Genomic DNA, 17,281 nt, shown 5'->3' on the forward strand with positions numbered 1-17,281 from the left:
GTAACTCGAACAACTCTGCTCACACCAGTCACATTGGCACCGAACTGAGCTAGGGTGGCGGAAACCCGTCATCGTTCGGAAGGACGTCAGTAGTGCGACAAGGCCGAGTACATCCGACCGTTCGCGCTGCTGTCGTGACCTGTGCCGCCGCCCTCGCTGTCGGTTTCGGCTCGATTACGGCGGTGGCCGAGCCCGCGGCGTCGGCCCCGGCAACCGCCGCCGAGTCGCTCCGCTCGGCCGACGCAGAGCAGTACAACGGCGCGCAGGATGCGCTGGTGAAGGGTCGCTACGACGCCGGTTTCGCTGCACTCGACGCACTCGCAACCGCCGCCCCGGACGACGCCAATGTGGCAGCGCTGCAGACGTTCTACGCCAACGCAACCGCCGATGCCGCTGCTGTGGCGGAGCATGGGGCGCGCCTACGCGGCCTCTCTCCCACCCTGGCCGATGCAGTCGATCGAGCCATCGCCGTCATCGACGAAGTCGCCACGGAGACAATCGACTTCGCGCCGACCACCGACGGACCGCGCACCGCGATCGTGGTGCTCGGGCTGGGGCTCGACGGTGACGGCAACATGACACCCGAGTTGGTGGCACGACTACGCTCGGCCGTCGCCGCGGCGGAGCGCTCCCCCGAGTCCCCCATCATCGTCACCGGCGGGAATCCGCAGAGCGGCATCACCGAGGCCGACGCCATGCAGCGCTGGCTCGTCGAGCAAGGTATCGCGGCCGACCGCATTCACACCGAACCGACCGCGAATTCGACGGTGCAGAACGCACAGCGCACCACCGCACTTGCAGCTGAGATCGGCATCGAGAACATGGTGCTGGCGACTACTCCGAGCCACCTACGGCGTGCGATATCGGACTTCGAGATCGCCGGCTCCGACGTGATCGGCGCTGCGACCACCAATGTCGACGATGTCCCGGATCTGCCCGCACTCGCTCCGACAGCGCGGTTGGGTATGACCGTGGATGCAACCAAGATTCTCGGAATACCGCGCACCTACTGACGCGACCACCCGCGCAGCACGGACTCCGTTCCCGCGTCGAACATCGCCCGACGGGTCTCGTCGTCATCGGAGGTCGAGGGCATTGCCAACTCCAGCGACACCAACCCGTGCACGATCGCCCAGAACGAGTGGCTGATCAGCTCGACCGAAGCCCCGCTCATCGTTCCCGCCGCGACGGCGCTCGATACGGCCGCGCGGAGCGGATCCATGGCCGCGTCCGCGCGCTGCGCCTCGTCTGCCACATCGATCGAACCGAGCACCCCGCCGAACATCACCGCGTACAGATGCGGGTTACGTAGTGCCCAGTCTCGGTACGCGATGGCCAGTTCACGCAGATCGACCTCGGGGTCGCCGCTGACCGGGACCCGGCGCTGGGAGTCCCCGAAGCTCGCGAACGACGTGGCGAACAGTGCCACGAGCAACTCGGCGCGTCCTCCGAACAGTGAATAGATCGCCGTTGTCGAGGTGCTCTGTGCGGCCGCGAGTTTACGCAGCGACAACGAGTCGACGCCCTGGTTCGCAACGGTTTCCGCCGCGGCCTCAAGTAGCCGGGTCCGCAACTCCGCGTCGTGAATTCTAGGTCTCGCCACTTGCGAAACTTATCACAACGGTGTTTTATAACAGTGTCACATAACGCTTGCCCCACGAACAGACGGGAACACGTCATGCCACCCATCATCGACGGACGCCGCACGGTCGAATCCGAACGCGACACCGTCACGGTCTTCCTCATCGGAATGCGTATCAACAATCCGGTGGCCGTTCGCTCCTGGCTACCCGCGGTGCGCGCGATGCCGCGGATGCTCGGCCATCTCGAGCAGGATCCAGACTCCGGGCTGCTCGGGTACCACTCGTGGCTGGGACGCACCACCATGTTGGTCAGCTACTGGCGCACTGCCGAGGACCTGACGAGATTCGCCTCCGATCCCGACGCACCACATGCACCCGCCTGGCGCGCCTTCAACCGGTCGGTGGCCGCAACTCGCCACGTCGGCGTGTGGCACGAAACCTATACCGCGACAGCGCAGAACAGTGAGGCGATCTACGTCAACATGCCTACGTTCGGCCTCGCGGGCGCCATCGGTGGACTCCCGGTCGGTACGGGCTCGCAGACGTGGAAGCAGCGAATGAAGTCCGCGAAGTAAGAGTTACAGGAAGTTCGCGGCACGCGCAGCGAGGTCGAGAACGGGCTGCGGGAAGACTCCGAGAGCCACGGTGACCACCACCGAGAGCGCGATCGCGCACGACACCGACGCTGTCGGGCGCACGATAGTTGCGGTCCTGGCTCCCGGATCGGTGAAGAACATCAGCACGATCACCCGTACGTAGAAGAACGCTGCAATCGCGCTGCACACCACTCCCACCACGACCAGTGCCGCTCCCCCGGCTCCCGAGGCAGCGCTGAACACCGCGAACTTACCGATGAACCCACTGGTGAGCGGAATGCCCGCGAACGAGAGCAGGAACAATCCGAACACCGCGGCCACCAGCGGTGATCGACGACCGATTCCCGCCCACCGTTCCAGATCGCTCACCTCACCGCGTTCGTCGCGCGCCAACCCGATGATCGCGAACCCTCCCAGAGTGCTGAAGGCATACGCCAACAGATAGAACATCGTGGCCGACACACCGGAATCACCCACATCACCGGAATCACCCAACGCGGTCACTCCGGTGAGGATGAATCCGGTGTGCGCAACGGACGAGTACGCCAGCATCCGCTTGACATCCGTCTGCGTCACCGCGACAACGGAACCCAGCACCATCGTCGCGATGGCGACGACCCACAGCATCGGTCGCCAACTCGATTCGAGACCGGGTAGCGCCATCCCGAAGATGCGAAGAATCGCACCGAACGCCGCAACCTTGGTCACCGTGGCCATCAGAGCCGTCACCGGCGTGGGGGCACCCTGGTAGACGTCGGGAATCCACGAATGAAAGGGCACAGCCCCGACCTTGAACAGCAAACCCACTGCGAGCAAGGCGGTTCCGATCAGCGCGAGCGATCTGCCCTGACCGTCCACCGCGATGGCGTCGGCGATGCCGTCCAACCGAACGGTTCCGGCGTAGCCGTACAGGAACGCGACCCCGAACAGGAAGAACGCGGACGAGAACGCGCCCAGCAGAAAGTATTTGAGAGCCGCTTCCTGAGAGAGCAATCGCCGCCGTCGGGCCAGTCCGCACAGCAGATACAGCGGTAACGACAGCACTTCGAGCGCCACGAACATCGTCAGCAGATCCGCGGACGCCGGAAACAGCAACATGCCACCGATCGCGAACATCGCCAGAGGAAACACCTCGGTCTGGGCGACGCCTGCGTCGATGGCCTCCTTCTCCGCCACGCTGCCCGGCGTGGTCGATGCCTGCGGAGTGAACGAATCGATGCGGCGTTCGGCACCGGACCCGGTGACTGCGACGGTGCGCTCCGCCAGCAGAGCGATTGCCGGAATCGACACCAGCACAATGGTTCCCTGCAGAAAAAGGGTGGGACCGTCGATCGCGACCGCCCCGGACATCGCCGACGCCTCGGTGCCTGCCAGACCGAGGATCGCCGCCAGCGCCGCCACCAGTCCCGCCAGAGCGAGACCCAGATGCGTGATCCGACGGGCGCGCAGCGGCACGAACGCCTCGACGAGAACACCGAGAACTGCGACCGAGAATACGATCAGCATCGGTGCCAGCAGACCGTACTGCACCTCGGGTGTGGTCATCTCTGACCTCCTGAACTGTCGACGATCGTGGATTGCACTGCCGGAGTGATGACATCGAGTGCCGGTTTCGGATACACCCCGAGCACGATCAGCAACGCGATCAACGGCACCACCACGGCCAGCTCGCGTCGAACGAGATCGGGCACCGTCTCGTTGCCCTCCCGGACCGGCCCGGTCATGACGCGCTGGTAGAGCCACAGTATGTAGATCGCCGACAGCACGAGGGCTCCGGCGGCGACGATCGCGGCGACTCCGTATCGACCGAACGTGCCGACCAGCACGAGGAATTCGCTCACGAACGGGGCCAGGCCGGGTAGCGAGAGGGTGGCAAGCCCCGAGATCAAGAACGTTCCGGCAAGCACCGGTGCCACCTTCTGCACACCGCCGTAGTCGGCGATCGCTCGTGACCCTCGACGCGACACGAGGAAACCCGCGATCAAGAACAGTGCGGCCGTGGAGATTCCGTGGTTGACCATGTACAGCGTGGCACCGGCCTGACTCTGACCGCTCATGGCGAAGATGCCGAGGATGATGAATCCGAAGTGCGAAATCGACGTGTAGGCAATCAGTCTCATCATGTCGGTCTGGCCGATCGCCAGTATCGCGCCGTAGACGATGCCGATGACCGCGAGAGTGATGATCCACGGGGCGAACGTCTGCGACGAGCCAGGGAACAGTTCGAGACAGAACCGCAGCATCGCGAACGTGCCGACCTTGTCCACCACCGACATCATCAGCACCGCAGTCGCGGGTGTGGATTGGACTGCGGCGTCGGGTAGCCACGAATGGAACGGCCACAACGGTGCCTTGATCGCGAAAGCGAACATGAAGCCGAGGAACAGCGCGTTCAGCACCATCGGATCCACACCGAGTCCGCCCGATGCCGCCGCGTCGGCGATCGCGCGCAGATCGAATGTCCCGCCGTCGAAAGGCCCGTCGGGTCGCGCGGTCACCACGTACAGGCCGATGACGGCCGCCAACATGACCAGACCGCCGAACAGGTTGTACAACAGGAACTTCACCGCGGCGCGCGTTCGATGGACTCCCCCGAAGCCACCGATCAGGAAGTACATCGGGATCAACATCGCCTCGAAGAAGATGTAGAACAACAACACGTCCAACGCGGTGAACGACACCAGCACCATCGACTCGACCACCAGGATCAACGCCATGTACGTGTGCGACACACGACGGGAGCCGTAGTTCGCGACGCGAGTGCCGTCGTACCAGCCTGCGACGAGCAGCAAGGGCGTGAGAACGGTGGTGAGCAACACCAGGACGAGGCCGATTCCGTCCAGGCCGAGGGTGTACCGCGCACCGAATGCCGCTATCCACGAATGGTCTTCGACGAACTGGTACCGATCACCACCGGAGTCGAACGACACCGCCAAGGCGACCGACACGGCCAAGGTCCCGGCAGCGAAACCCACTGCGACACTGCGCGCGACGGTCGGGCGAGCGGCGGGCACCAGGGCGACGACGATCGCGCCGAGCATCGGGAGCACCCACAGAACGGTCAACCAGGGAGTCGTCACAGAGCCACCACCATCAGGACCACGAGAACAGCTCCCGCGAACATCGCCAACGCATACGACCGCACATATCCCGTCTGCAGCCGCCCGGACCGCGTCGATGCGCCACCGATCGAGCTACCCACCCCGTCCACGACGGCATCGATACCGTTGTCGGCGTGCACCATTGCGCGCGTGAGTGTCTGTCCTGGACGCATGAATGCCGCCTCGTTGACGGCATCTCCGTAGAGATCGGCACGTGCAGCTCGGGTCAGGGCCGACACATCCTCGGGTGGCGTCGGCGGAACCTCACCGACGATGTACTTGCGGTAGGCGAGGGTCGCGCCGATCAGCACGACCACCAGGACGGCGACGGTGACCACCCAGGCCGGAATCGCGTGCTCCTCGTGTGCCGAACCCACCACGGGTTCGAGCCATGCCTCGAGGCGTCCGCCCACCGCGAGAAAGGCACCCGACGCCACCGAGCCGACGGCCAACACGATCATCGGTGCGGTCATCGTCGCCGACGCCTCGTGCGGATGTGCCTGCGCGGACCAGCGTTTCGGACCGAAGAACGTCAACAGCATCACCCGAGTCATGTAGAAGGCCGTCAGGCCTGCACCGAGCAAAGTCACGCAGCCGAGAACCGGGCCTGCCACTCCCTCGGCGGCGAAGGCGACCTCGATGATCGGATCCTTGGCGAAGAAGCCGGAGAACGGTGGCAGCCCGATGATGGCGAGATAGCCGAGGCCGAACGTGACGAACGTGATCGGCATCGCGGCGCGGAGTCCACCGAACCGTCGCATGTCGGTCTCGTCGTTCATCGCGTGCATCACCGAGCCTGCGCCCAGGAACAAGCCCGCCTTGAAGAAGCCGTGAGAGATCAACAGCACGATGGCGTAGGCGTACCCGGAGGGGCCGAGCCCGGCCGCGAGCACCATGTACCCGATCTGACTCATCGTCGACGCCGCGAGCGCCTTCTTGATGTCGTCCTTCGCACAACCGATGACGGCACCGAACAGCAAGGTGACCGCCCCGACTGTGACGGTGGCCGCGCGGGCAGCGGGCGACGCCTCGAACACCGGTCCCGAGCGCACGATGAGATACACCCCGGCCGTGACCATCGTGGCCGCGTGAATCAATGCCGACACCGGTGTCGGGCCCTCCATGGCGTCGCCGAGCCACGACTGCAGCGGCACCTGCGCCGACTTTCCGCACGCCGCCAACAGCAGCATCAGCGCCATGGCGGTGGCCACCGATTCGCTGGCCTCGCCGATTCCGGCGAACACGTCGTCGTACTGGACGGAGCCGAAGTTGACGAACATGATCATCAGCGCAACGGCCAAGCCGATATCGCCGACTCGGTTGACCACGAACGCTTTTCGGGCAGCCGACGCGGCCGACGGCTTGTGTTGCCAGAAGCCGATGAGCAGATACGACGCCAGACCCACACCCTCCCACCCCAGATAGAGGCCGAGGAAGTTGTCGGCCAGAACCAGCAGCAGCATGGCTGCCAGAAACAGGTTGAGGTACGCGAAGAAGCGCCGCCGCTCGGCGTCGTGGCTCATGTAGCCGATGGAGTACACGTGAATGAGCGACCCGACACCGGTGATCAGCAGGACGAAGCAGATCGACAATTGATCTGCGCGCAAGCCGAACTCGACCTGCAATTCGTCGACCGGAACCCACCGGAACAGGGTCTGGTTGAGACCTCGGCCCGACTCGGCGCGGCCGAGCATCGAGCCGAACACCACCGCGGCCACGACGAACGAGGACGCTGCCGCCGCAGTGGCGACGAGATGCCCCCAGCGGTCGGTGCGTCTGCCACCGAGCAGCAGGAACGCTGCCCCGAACGCAGGCAGAGCCGGAAGAAGCCACAGCATCGACATCATTTCTGCGCCCCCGTCAATTCTTCATCAGGGAGTTCTCGTCCATCGAAATCGACCGACGAGATCGGAAGATGGCCATGATGATGGCCAGGCCCACCACCACCTCGGCGGCGGCGACCACCATGGTGAAGAACGCGAACAACTGTCCGTCGAGATTGCCGTGCATGCGGGAGAACGTCACGAACGCGAGATTGACTGCGTTGAGCATCAATTCGATACACATGAACACGATGATGGCGTTGCGTCTGACGATGACACCCGCCGCTCCGATCGTGAACAGCAGAACGGACAGATAGAGATAGTTCTCCGGATTCATCGCTCGTCACCCCCGTCCACCTTGTACTGGCTCCGAGGATCGGCGAACATGGCGTTGACGGAGGACTCGGATTCGGTTCCGTCGGGCAACAAGGCGCGGCGATCGACCCCGTTGTGTCTGGCGTACACCCCAGGGCTCGGCAGCGGTGTCACCCTCGAGCCGTCGCGGAATCGATCCTGTGCCATTTCTCGCTGACCCTTGATCGGTCCAAGAGCTTCCCGGTGCGCCAGAATCATCGCTCCGATGGTGGCAGTGATCAGCAGCGCCCCGGTCAACTCGAACGCCCACACGTACTCGACGAAGATCAGCTCTGCCAGGCCCTCGACGTTTCCGGCGGAGTTGACGGCGTCGAGACCGGCGAAGTCGAGCCGACCGGCATTTGCCGCGTCGCGCAGCAGTACCCCGATGATCAACAGTCCGAAGCCGATTCCGATGACGACGGCCGCGATGCGGTGACCGCGAAGGGTTTCGGTCAGCGACTCCGACGTGTCGACTCCGACGAGCATCAGAACGAACAGGAACAGCATCATGACCGCGCCGGTGTAGACGACGATCTGCACGACACCGAGGAACAACGCCCCCTGCGCCATGTAGAAGGTCGCCAATACCACCATCGTGGCAGCGAGGAACAACGCCGAGTAGACGGCTTTGGTGCTCATCACCACCCCGAGTGCACCGATGACGGCAACGACACCCAGGGTCCAGAACTGCACGGCCTCACCGGTGGACGTCGCATCGAGGGCGAGCTGCACTGTGGCAGTCATCGAACCGAACCGTCCTCGGTTTCGGTCGTGCTCTCATCCCCGGTGACGGTGCCGCGGTAGTAGTCCTCGGCCGAACGCCCCGGTGCCATCGCGTGCGGTGGTGCCACCATCTCCGGTTGCAGAGGGGCCAACAGAGATTCCTTCTCGTAGATCAGATCGGCTCTGTTGTCACCGGCGAGCTCGTACTCGTTGGTCATCGTCAGAGCCCTTGTGGGACAAGCCTCCACACACAATCCACACCCGATGCACCGCAGGTAGTTGATCTGGTAGACCCCGCCGTAGCGTTCACCCGGGGAGAACCTCTCGGTCTCGGTGTTGTCGGCTCCTTCGACGTAGATGGCGTCGGCCGGGCAGGCCCACGCGCAGAGCTCGCAGCCGATGCACTTCTCGAGACCGTCGGCGTACCGATTGAGCTGATGACGACCGTGGTAGCGAACCTCGGTGGGCTTCTTCTCCTCCGGATACAGCTCCGTCTCGGCCTTCTTGAACATCGTGGCGAAGGTGACCCCGAAACCGGCTATGGGACCGAGAAATTCAGGCATCGGCGTTCTCCTTCGGTGACCTGGCGGCGGATGAGCGCACACCGGCGTGCCGGCTCGGGAAATTCGAGCCCTGCGTGGGAATGGGAGGTATCGGGAATCCGCCTGCCGCAGCATCGAACTGGGCGACGGGTAGAGGAGGTCGCACGTTCCGTTCCCGGGCACGCCTGCGCACCATCAGCAGCAGTGCACCCAGCACGGCCACCGCGAAGATCATCGACACACCGAACGTGACCAGAGGTACGTCGTACCGATCGGCCCCGAGTACCCGCACCGTCGCGATCACCATCACCCAGATCAGGGCAACCGGAATCAGAATCTTCCAGCCGAAGTTCATGAACTGGTCGTAGCGCAGCCTCGGCAGCGTCGAACGCAGCCAGATGAACACGAACAGGAACACCCACACCTTGAGGGTGAACCACAGCACCGGCCACCAGCCCGAATTGGCACCGCTCCACAGAGTCAGCGGAATCGGAGCCCGCCAGCCGCCGAGGAACAGCGTGGTCGCGAGTGCCGACACGGTGACCATGTTGATGTACTCGGCGAGCATGAACATGGCGAAACGAAGAGACGAGTACTCGGTGTGGAATCCGCCCACCAACTCACCCTCCGCCTCGGGCAGATCGAACGGAGCGCGGTTGGTTTCGCCGACCATCGCCGTCACGTACACCAGGAACGACGGCAGCAGCAGAAACACATACCAGGTGTTCTGTTGCGCAGCAACGATTCCTGACGTCGACATGGTGCCCGCGTACAGGAAGACCGCCGCGAACGACAGGCCCATCGCGACCTCGTAGGAAATCACCTGCGCCGTCGAACGCAAAGCGCCGAGCAGCGGGTACGTCGAGCCCGACGCCCACCCTGCCAACACGATCCCGTACACCCCCACCGACGTGACCGCGAGAATGTACAGAACCCCCACGGGCAGGTCGGTCATCTGCAGCGGCGTCGTCGTACCGAACACCGACACCTCGGGACCGAACGGAATCACCGCGAAGGCCATGAACGCAGGCACCACCGAAATGATCGGAGCCAGAATGTAAATCGGCTTGTCGACGCCGGTCGGAGTGATCCCCTCTTTCAGCGCCAGCTTGATGCCGTCCATCAGCGACTGCAACAGACCCCACGGACCCACCCGGTTGGGCCCCACCCGCATCTGCATCCACGCCATGATCTTGCGTTCGGCATAGATCGCCACCAGCGGCGTGAGCACCAGGAACACGAAGACAGCCAAGGCCTTCCCGACAACCAACCACCATGGATCGGTGCCGAACATCGACAGATCGGTCGGCGCGTCCACGATCATGACTGGCCTCCCTCCGGTCGTTCCGCAGGCTCCACTCCTGCACCCTCGGGTCGTTCCGCAGAATCCCGACGAATGCTCACCACCGCGCCCGACTGCACCCCCAGCGAGCGATACACCGCCGAGCCGGGCGAGTTCATCGGTACCCACACCACGGAGTCGGGCAGGTCGGTGATCGTCAGCGGCAACGTGATCGAGCCCCGGTCCGTCACCACACTCACCAGGTCACCGGTCTCCGCTCCGATGGCCGAGGCCGTCGAAGCCGACAACCGAACCGTGGGCGCGCGACCGGTCGCGGCGAGATTGTCCTCACCGTCCTGCATCCGTCCCGCATCGAGAAGCATCCGCCACGTGGCCAGAATCGCGTCCCCGGATCCGAGGGCCGGAACCTCCGCTCGGGTTGCCACCCGGGCCACCGCGGTGCGCGGGCCGTCCCACACACCGAGGCGAGCCAACTGAGCGCGTGCCGCTGCCGCGTCGGGCACGGCGAGTTCGACGCCCATCTGTGCGGCGATCGCGTCGAGGATTCGTTGATCCGGCATCACCGCTCCGGCACCGAGCGCAGTGTCGAAGGCGCGCGGTCGACCTTCCCAGTCGACGAAAGTTCCCGGCTTGTCGACCACCGGCGCCACCGGGAACACCACGTCGGCCCGCTCGGTGACCGCACTGCGCCGTAGTTCGAGGCTCACCACGAACGCCGATCGGTTCAGTGCATCGAGTGCAGCCCGGGGGTCTGGCAGATCGTCGAGATCGATTCCGGCAGTGACCAGGACACGATTCGGTCCGGCGTCGGCCAGGATCGCGGCGGTGTCGCGGCCCGCCTCCGCCGGCAGCTCGGGCACTCCCCACTCCGCGGCGACCTCGGCGCGCGCCGCCGCATCGGCCACGGGACGCCCACCGGGCAGGACGTTCGGCAGCGCCCCTGCGTCGAGGGCACCGCGTTCGCCGGCGCGTCGCGGAATCCAGGCCAGGCTCGCCCCGGTGTCGTCCGCCAGTTTCGAAGCCGCCGCCAGACCTCCGGGAACGGAGCCGAGCCGCTCGCCCACGAGCACGATCGCACCGGGCTCACGGAGGAGTTGGGCAATCGATTCGGTGCCACGATCGCCGACGTGCAATGCATCGAGCCACCCCGGTTCGTCACCGGGAATCGACTGCAGCAGAACGCCGTCGAGCTTTCGTAGGCCCCGGGTGGAGAACGGCGCGATCGACGCCACCACCACCGCGCTCGTGCGGTGCGCCTTCCGAAGCCTCAGGAACACCAGTGGTGATTCTTCCTCGGGCTCGAAACCGACGAGCAACACCACCGGTGCGTTCTCGAGGTCGGTGTAGGTGACCCCCAGCCCGGTCGCTGCTATTCGACCGGCCAGGAAGTCCGCCTCCTCGGCGCTGTGGCTGCGATTGCGGAAGTCGATATCGTTGGTGTGCAGTACTGTTCGAGCAAACTTGGCGTAGGCGTAGGCGTCTTCGAGCGTGGATCGTCCGCCCACGAGTACCGCAGCCTGCCCGACCGACTCGGCCAACCCCGCCGCCGCGGCGGCCAGCGCCGCCGACCACGACGTCTCGATCAACTCCCCCGATTCGTCGCGGATCATCGGCGCGGTGATGCGATCGGGTTCGGTGGCGTACTTGAACGCCCACCGTCCCTTGTCGCAGTTCCATTCCTCGTTGACCTGCGGGTCGTCCCCCGCCAGTCGGCGAAGGACCTTGCCGCGTCGATGGTCCGTGCGTTGAGCGCAGCCTCCTGCGCAGTGCTCGCACACGCTCGGTGACGAGGTGAGATCGTAGGGGCGAGCCCGGAAGCGATACTCGGTGTTGGTCAGCGCTCCCACCGGACAGATCTGAACGGTGTTGCCCGAGAAGTAGGAGTCGAACGGCTCATTGCCGAAGATTCCCACCTGTTGAATCGCACCACGCTCCAGTAAGTCGATGGACGGGTCGCCGGCCACTTGATCTGCGAAACGAGTGCACCGCGCGCACAGGACGCACCGTTCCCGGTCCAGCAAGACCTCCGCCGACAGCGGAATCGGCTTGGGGTACGTACGTTTCGTTTCGACGAATCTGGACTCTGCTCGACCCGCAGCCATCGCCTGGTTCTGCAGCGGGCACTCGCCGCCTTTGTCGCACACCGGGCAGTCCAGCGGATGATTGATCAGCAGGAGTTCCATGACGCCTCGCTGCGCCTTCTCCGCCGACTCCGATGTCACCTGAGTGCGCACGATCATGCCCTCGGCCACGGTCGTCGTGCAGGACGCCAACGGCTTGCGTTGCCCCTCGACATCGACCAGACATTGCCGGCACGCCCCCACCGGATCGAGTAGCGGGTGATCGCAGAAGCGCGGAATCTGCACGCCCATCAGCTCGGCGGCGCGAATCACCAACGTGCCCTTCGGAACACTGATCTCGTGGTCGTCGATGGTCAGTGTCACCATCTCCACGTGGGTGACCGCGGAGCCACCATGTGCAGCTGCGGTCATGACGTCAGCTCCTCTGCCATCAGGGTCGATCGGTGTGGATCGAAGGGGCATCCCTGTTCGGTGACGTGTCGGATGTATTCGTCGCGGAAGTACTTCAGCGAGGACACGATGGGGCTTGCGGCTCCGTCGCCCAAGGCGCAGAACGACTTTCCGGCGATGCCGTCCGCGATGTCGAGCAGTGTGGTGAGGTCCGCTTCGGTGCCGGTTCCGCCGTCGAGGCGGCGCAGTATCTGCACCAGCCAATAGGTTCCTTCTCGGCACGGGGTGCACTTGCCGCAGGATTCGTGTGCGTAGAACTCCGTCCAGCGCAATACCGCTCGCACCACGCACGTCGTGTCGTCGAAGATCTGCAATGCCTTGGTACCCAGCATCGATCCGGCGGCGCCGACGCCTTCGTAGTCGAGTGGCACGTCGAGGTGATCGCCGGTGAACATCGGTGTCGACGATCCTCCCGGTGTCCAGAATTTCAGTTCGTGACCGGGCCGGACGCCGCCCGCGTAGTCCAGCAGTTCCCGCAGGGTGATGCCCAGCGGGGCCTCGTACTGGCCGGGGCGACACACGTGGCCGGAGATCGAGTAGAGGGTGAAGCCGGGTGACTTCTCGCTGCCCATCGACCGGAACCATTCGATTCCGTTGCGCAGGATCACCGGAACGCTGGCGATCGATTCGACGTTGTTGACCACTGTCGGGCGCGCGTACAGGCCTGCGACCGCGGGGAACGGTGGACGCAGCCGGGGTTGTCCGCGCCGACCCTCCAACGAGTCGAGCAGAGCCGTCTCCTCGCCGCAGATGTACGCGCCTGCACCGGCATGGATCACCAGTTCGAGATCGAATCCCGTTCCGAGAACGCCCTTGCCCAGGTATCCGGCCGCGTATGCCTCGGCGACCGCGGCCTGCAGTCTCCGCAGCACCGGTACCACTTCACCGCGGACGTACACGAAGGCGTGCGATGCCCGAATTGCGTACGCCGCAATGATGATTCCCTCGATCAGCGTGTGTGGGCTCGCCATCATCAATGGCATGTCCTTGCAGGTACCCGGCTCCGACTCGTCGGCGTTGACCACCAGATAGTGAGCTTTCCCGTCACCCTGTGGAATGAAGCTCCACTTCGTTCCGGTCGGGAATCCCGCACCGCCACGGCCTCGCAGCCCGGAATCCTTGACGAAGGCGATGACGTCGTCCGGGTCCATGGCCAGGGCCTTCTCCAGCCCTCGATATCCCTCGTGACTGCGGTAGGTGTCGAGGGTCCACGAGTTCTTCTCGTCCCAGAATTCGCTCAGCACCGGTGTCAGGGCCATGTCACTTCCCCTTCGTCGGCGGATCGGTTTCGGTGGTGTTCGGCTGCGGTGGAACGGTGGCCGAGGGAGCCGGAGCGGGTTTCTCGCGCACCGTCTCCGCCACTGCTTCGGCACCGAGATCGGGGTGATCGTCCGGGGAGCCGGCGTCGGCCTGGGGAGCCGACATCGAGTGCTCTCGCGCGTACCGGAGGCCGGCGAGAGTGGCTTCACCTGCGCTGCCGGAGGATTCGAGTGCCCCGGGTCGGTCGTCGGCGAATCCGGCCAGAATTCGCTCGGTCTCGCGGAACGTGCACAGCGGTGCGCCGCGGGTCGGGGTCACCTGCGCACCGGAGCGAAGCGCGTCGACCAGTTCCCGCGCCGACGCCGGAGTTCTGTTGTCGAAGAATTCCCAGTTGACCATCATCACCGGCGCGAAGTCGCACGCGGCGTTGCACTCGATGTGTTCGAGGGTGATGGCACCGTCGGCCGTGGTTCCGCCGTGGTCGATATCGAGGTGGTCCCGCAGGGCATCCATAATGGCGTCGCCGCCCATGACGGCACACAGGGTGTTGGTGCACACTCCGACGCGATAGTTGCCGGTGAGCTCGCGGCGATACATCGAGTAGAACGTCGCGACTGCGGTCACCTCTGCTCCGGTGAGATCGAGTACGTCGGAGCAGAATTCGATTCCGGCAGGCGTGAGGTATCCGTCCTCGGATTGCACCAGGTGCAGCAACGGCAGCAGCGCCGATCGGGCCTGAGGATAGCGGGCGAGCACGATGTCGGCGTCGGCACGCAGGCGGGCCCGGACGTCGGCGGGATAGGACGCGCGTGCGTCGGGGCCGACCAGTTGTACGGCTTCCTCGGGACGGGCTCCGAGTTGGACGAGCACCGGCTCCGAGCGTGGCGCGGTCATCGGTCCACCCCGCCCATCACCGGATCGATACTGGCGACGGCCGCGATGACGTCGGAGATCATGCCGCCCTCACACATCGCGGCAACCGCCTGCAGGTTGGTGAACGAGGGGTCTCTGAAATGCACTCGGTACGGCCGAGTGCCGCCGTCGCTGACGATGTGCACGCCCAGTTCGCCTCGCGGCGATTCCACGGTGGACAGCACTTGGCCTGCCGGCACTCGCATTCCCTCGGTCACCAATTTGAAGTGGTGGATCAACGATTCCATCGAGGTGTCCATGATGGTGCGCACGTGGTCCTGAGAATTGCCGAGACCGTCGGGTCCGGAGACCAGGTCGGCCGGCCAGGCGATCTTCTTGTCGTCGATGACCACCGGTCCGGGCCGCAGGCGATCGAGGGTCTGCTCGACGATCTTGAGCGATTCCTTCATCTCTTCGACGCGAATCAGATAGCGCCCGTAGCAGTCGCATCCGGTGTCGGTGACGACATCGAACTCGTAGTTCTCGTAGCCGCAGTAGGGATCGGACCGGCGCAGATCGTAGGGAAGTCCGGTCGAGCGAAGCACCGGACCGGTGACGCCGAGGGCCATGCACCCCGTCAGGTCCAGGTAGCCGACGTTCTCGGTTCTGGCCTTCCAGATCGGGTTGTCGTTGAGCATGAGTTCGAGATCGCGTAGCCGTCCGGGAAGAACCCGCAGTAGCTCGCGGACCTTGTCGAGCGCATCGGCGGGCAGATCCTGAGACAACCCGCCGGGACGAATGTAGGCGTGGTTCATCCGAAGTCCGGTGATGGCCTCGAAGACGTCGAGAATCAGTTCGCGTTCCCGGAAACCGAACAGCATCGCCGTCACGGCACCCAATTCCATTCCGCCCGTGGCCAATGCCACGAGGTGCGAGGAGATCCGATTGAGCTCCATCAGCATCACCCGGACGACCGTCGCGCGCTCGGGAATGTCGTCGGTGATGTCGAGTAGCTTCTCCACCCCGAGGCAGTACGCGGTCTCGTTGAAGAAGGGAGAGAGATAGTCCATCCGTGTGACGAACGTGACGCCCTGAGTCCAGTTGCGATATTCGAGATTCTTCTCGATACCGGTGTGCAGGTAGCCGATTCCACACCGAGCCTCGGTGACGGTCTCGCCTTCGATCTCGAGTATCAATCGCAACACACCATGGGTGGACGGGTGTTGCGGACCCATGTTGACCACGATGCGTTCCGTGGTCGATCCGCGCGCCAGTTCGACCACATCGTCCCAGTCCTGGCCCGACACTGCATAGATGGTTTCGTCCGTTGCGCTCATCAGTTGTACGACCTGCGCTCGTTGGGAGGCGCGACCCGAGCGCCCTTGTACTCGATGGGAATTCCGCCCAGGGGATAGTCCTTGCGTTGCGGGTGGCCGACCCAATCGTCGGGCATCTCGATCCGCGTCAGTGCGGGATGACCGTCGAAGACGATGCCGAAGAAGTCGTAGACCTCGCGCTCGTGCCAGTCGTTGGTCGGATACACCGCGCACAGCGAGGGTGTGTGCGGATCTGCATCGGGCACAGCCACTTCGAGTCGCAGACGGCGTCCGTGGGTGATGGACACCAGATGGTAGACCGCGCGCAATTCCCGGCCGACCTGATCCGGGTAGTGCACACCCGATGCCCCCGTGCACAATTCGAATCTCAGCTCCTCGTCGTCACGGAGAGCACGGGCCACGGCGGGCACGTGCTCCCGCGAGAGATGCAGCGTCAGTTCACCGCGAAAGATCACCGCACGCTCGACGGCGTCCTCGAACGGCACGGCCGCGTCACCGGTGTCGAGAACAGCGGCCAATCGATCGACCAGGGCGTCGAAGTAGCTGCCGTAGGGCCGGACAGCCGTGTCCGCAGATGCCACCGGCGGCTGCAGCCGGCCGTAGCCCGAGGTGTCGCCACTCCCCCGGACACCGAACATCCCGCGGGATCCGTGCGCCGTCATCGCAGCAGCCCCTTCAAGTCGATGGTCGGAGTGGACGCCAGCGCCGCAGCCTCGGCGGCCGCACGCACCTGGTCGCGATTGACACCCAGCGGCATCTCCTGAATCTTTTTGTGCAACTCCAGGATTGCGTTGAGCAGCATCTCGGGCCGAGGTGGGCAGCCGGGTAGGTAGATGTCGACGGGAACGATGTGATCGACACCCTGAACCACCGCGTAGTTGTTGAACATTCCGCCCGAGGACGCGCAGACTCCCATGGCCAGGACCCATTTCGGTTCCGCCATCTGGTCGTACACCTGCCGCAGTACGGGCCCCATCTTCTGGCTGACACGGCCTGCCACGATCATCAGGTCCGCTTGGCGCGGAGACGCACGGAACGCCTCCATGCCGAATCGCGCGAGATCGAACCGACCGGAGGTGGTGGCCATCATCTCGATCGCGCAGCACGCGAGACCGAAGGTCGCGGGCCACAACGAACCCTTGCGTGCGTAGCCGGCCAACCCTTCGACGGTGGTCAGCAGAAATCCGCTGGGTAGCTTCTCTTCGAGTCCCATCGATCACGCTCTTTCGCATCCGCTCGAGGTGTAAACAGTGCACCGTGCCGTCGCCGATCA

Annotated in this window: 15 protein-coding genes and 1 pseudogene; 2 read left to right on the forward strand and 14 right to left on the reverse strand. The window is 64.6% G+C overall.

All coding sequences use genetic code 11. From position 1 onward, the window contains the following. Nucleotides 1-92 precede the first annotated feature (92 nt). Nucleotides 93-1,013, forward strand: a complete 921-nt coding sequence (locus AB0366_RS11940) for a YdcF family protein (RefSeq protein ID WP_366244113.1) — start codon at nucleotides 93-95, stop codon at nucleotides 1,011-1,013. On the opposite strand, the gene AB0366_RS11945 is transcribed toward AB0366_RS11940, so the two are convergent. Continuing rightward, nucleotides 1,007-1,603, reverse strand: coding sequence for a WHG domain-containing protein (locus AB0366_RS11945; protein WP_366244115.1), 597 nt, complete (start codon nucleotides 1,601-1,603; stop codon nucleotides 1,007-1,009). The genes AB0366_RS11940 and AB0366_RS11945 overlap by 7 nt on opposite strands. Nucleotides 1,604-1,678: 75 nt before the next feature. Here AB0366_RS11945 and AB0366_RS11950 point away from each other — a divergent pair, with 75 nt between their 5' ends. Then, nucleotides 1,679-2,158 (forward strand): DUF4188 domain-containing protein, encoded by a 480-nt coding sequence (locus AB0366_RS11950; RefSeq protein WP_366244116.1) that lies wholly within the window; start codon nucleotides 1,679-1,681, stop codon nucleotides 2,156-2,158. A 3-nt stretch (nucleotides 2,159-2,161) separates the two neighbouring features. Here AB0366_RS11950 and nuoN read toward each other — a convergent pair whose 3' ends face one another. The 13 genes and pseudogenes from nuoN to AB0366_RS12015 form a co-directional block, all read right to left on the reverse strand. Next, the gene (nuoN, locus tag AB0366_RS11955) at nucleotides 2,162-3,724 is read right to left on the reverse strand and encodes an NADH-quinone oxidoreductase subunit NuoN (protein ID WP_366244117.1); all 1,563 of its coding nucleotides are present in this window, start codon (nucleotides 3,722-3,724) and stop codon (nucleotides 2,162-2,164) included. Further along, entirely contained in the window at nucleotides 3,721-5,259 is a 1,539-nt protein-coding gene (locus tag AB0366_RS11960) for an NADH-quinone oxidoreductase subunit M (RefSeq protein ID WP_366244118.1), read from the reverse strand. The genes nuoN and AB0366_RS11960 overlap by 4 nt, the downstream gene beginning before the upstream one ends. Further along, entirely contained in the window at nucleotides 5,256-7,127 is a 1,872-nt protein-coding gene (gene nuoL / locus AB0366_RS11965) for an NADH-quinone oxidoreductase subunit L (RefSeq protein ID WP_366244119.1), read from the reverse strand. Before nuoL ends, AB0366_RS11960 begins: the two co-directional genes overlap by 4 nt. A 13-nt stretch (nucleotides 7,128-7,140) precedes the next feature. Continuing rightward, complete coding sequence (gene nuoK, locus AB0366_RS11970) at nucleotides 7,141-7,440, reverse strand: NADH-quinone oxidoreductase subunit NuoK (protein ID WP_008717020.1); 300 nt, start codon at nucleotides 7,438-7,440, stop codon at nucleotides 7,141-7,143. After that, on the reverse strand, nucleotides 7,437-8,204 hold the full coding sequence (locus tag AB0366_RS11975) for an NADH-quinone oxidoreductase subunit J (protein WP_366244120.1): 768 nt from the start codon (nucleotides 8,202-8,204) through the stop codon (nucleotides 7,437-7,439). Before AB0366_RS11975 ends, nuoK begins: the two co-directional genes overlap by 4 nt. Next, nucleotides 8,201-8,746, reverse strand: coding sequence for an NADH-quinone oxidoreductase subunit NuoI (gene nuoI / locus AB0366_RS11980; RefSeq protein ID WP_366244121.1), 546 nt, complete (start codon nucleotides 8,744-8,746; stop codon nucleotides 8,201-8,203). Before nuoI ends, AB0366_RS11975 begins: the two co-directional genes overlap by 4 nt. Before the next feature lie 70 nt (nucleotides 8,747-8,816). Next, nucleotides 8,817-10,049, reverse strand: a pseudogene (nuoH, locus tag AB0366_RS11985) (NADH-quinone oxidoreductase subunit NuoH); the annotation flags it as partial. Then, nucleotides 10,046-12,520 (reverse strand): NADH-quinone oxidoreductase subunit G, encoded by a 2,475-nt coding sequence (locus AB0366_RS11990; RefSeq protein ID WP_366244122.1) that lies wholly within the window; start codon nucleotides 12,518-12,520, stop codon nucleotides 10,046-10,048. The gene AB0366_RS11990 and the pseudogene nuoH, both read right to left, overlap by 4 nt. Beyond that, nucleotides 12,517-13,818 carry an NADH-quinone oxidoreductase subunit NuoF gene (gene nuoF / locus AB0366_RS11995; protein WP_366244123.1) on the reverse strand — a complete coding sequence of 434 codons (1,302 nt, stop codon included), beginning with the start codon at nucleotides 13,816-13,818 and terminating at the stop codon, nucleotides 12,517-12,519. The genes AB0366_RS11990 and nuoF overlap by 4 nt, the downstream gene beginning before the upstream one ends. Before the next feature lies 1 nt (nucleotide 13,819). Further along, a complete protein-coding gene (nuoE, locus tag AB0366_RS12000; RefSeq protein ID WP_366244125.1) occupies nucleotides 13,820-14,713 on the reverse strand; it encodes an NADH-quinone oxidoreductase subunit NuoE in 894 nt (297 codons plus the stop codon). Beyond that, nucleotides 14,710-16,008 (reverse strand): NADH dehydrogenase (quinone) subunit D, encoded by a 1,299-nt coding sequence (nuoD, locus tag AB0366_RS12005; RefSeq protein ID WP_366244126.1) that lies wholly within the window; start codon nucleotides 16,006-16,008, stop codon nucleotides 14,710-14,712. Before nuoD ends, nuoE begins: the two co-directional genes overlap by 4 nt. After that, complete coding sequence (locus AB0366_RS12010) at nucleotides 16,008-16,670, reverse strand: NADH-quinone oxidoreductase subunit C (RefSeq protein ID WP_366244127.1); 663 nt, start codon at nucleotides 16,668-16,670, stop codon at nucleotides 16,008-16,010. Before AB0366_RS12010 ends, nuoD begins: the two co-directional genes overlap by 1 nt. After that, the gene (locus AB0366_RS12015; RefSeq protein ID WP_121870092.1) at nucleotides 16,667-17,221 is read right to left on the reverse strand and encodes an NADH-quinone oxidoreductase subunit B family protein; all 555 of its coding nucleotides are present in this window, start codon (nucleotides 17,219-17,221) and stop codon (nucleotides 16,667-16,669) included. The genes AB0366_RS12010 and AB0366_RS12015 overlap by 4 nt, the downstream gene beginning before the upstream one ends. Between the last annotated feature and the right edge of the window lie 60 nt (nucleotides 17,222-17,281).

Origin of the sequence: Rhodococcus sp. NPDC076796 (genome assembly GCF_040702765.1) — a bacterium.
Lineage (GTDB): Bacteria > Actinomycetota > Actinomycetes > Mycobacteriales > Mycobacteriaceae > Rhodococcoides.

Coding starts and splice junctions, on each gene's coding strand:
- nuoL (WP_366244119.1), bottom strand. CDS start 7,127: ATGATGTCGATGCTGTGGCTTCTTCCGGCTCTGCCTGCGTTCGGGGCA.
- AB0366_RS12010 (WP_366244127.1), bottom strand. CDS start 16,670: ATGACGGCGCACGGATCCCGCGGGATGTTCGGTGTCCGGGGGAGTGGC.
- AB0366_RS12015 (WP_121870092.1), bottom strand. CDS start 17,221: ATGGGACTCGAAGAGAAGCTACCCAGCGGATTTCTGCTGACCACCGTC.
- AB0366_RS11975 (WP_366244120.1), bottom strand. CDS start 8,204: ATGACTGCCACAGTGCAGCTCGCCCTCGATGCGACGTCCACCGGTGAG.
- nuoN (WP_366244117.1), bottom strand. CDS start 3,724: ATGACCACACCCGAGGTGCAGTACGGTCTGCTGGCACCGATGCTGATC.
- nuoK (WP_008717020.1), bottom strand. CDS start 7,440: ATGAATCCGGAGAACTATCTCTATCTGTCCGTTCTGCTGTTCACGATC.
- nuoD (WP_366244126.1), bottom strand. CDS start 16,008: ATGAGCGCAACGGACGAAACCATCTATGCAGTGTCGGGCCAGGACTGG.
- AB0366_RS11950 (WP_366244116.1), top strand. CDS start 1,679: ATGCCACCCATCATCGACGGACGCCGCACGGTCGAATCCGAACGCGAC.
- AB0366_RS11990 (WP_366244122.1), bottom strand. CDS start 12,520: ATGACCGCAGCTGCACATGGTGGCTCCGCGGTCACCCACGTGGAGATG.
- nuoF (WP_366244123.1), bottom strand. CDS start 13,818: ATGGCCCTGACACCGGTGCTGAGCGAATTCTGGGACGAGAAGAACTCG.
- nuoE (WP_366244125.1), bottom strand. CDS start 14,713: ATGACCGCGCCACGCTCGGAGCCGGTGCTCGTCCAACTCGGAGCCCGT.
- nuoI (WP_366244121.1), bottom strand. CDS start 8,746: ATGCCTGAATTTCTCGGTCCCATAGCCGGTTTCGGGGTCACCTTCGCC.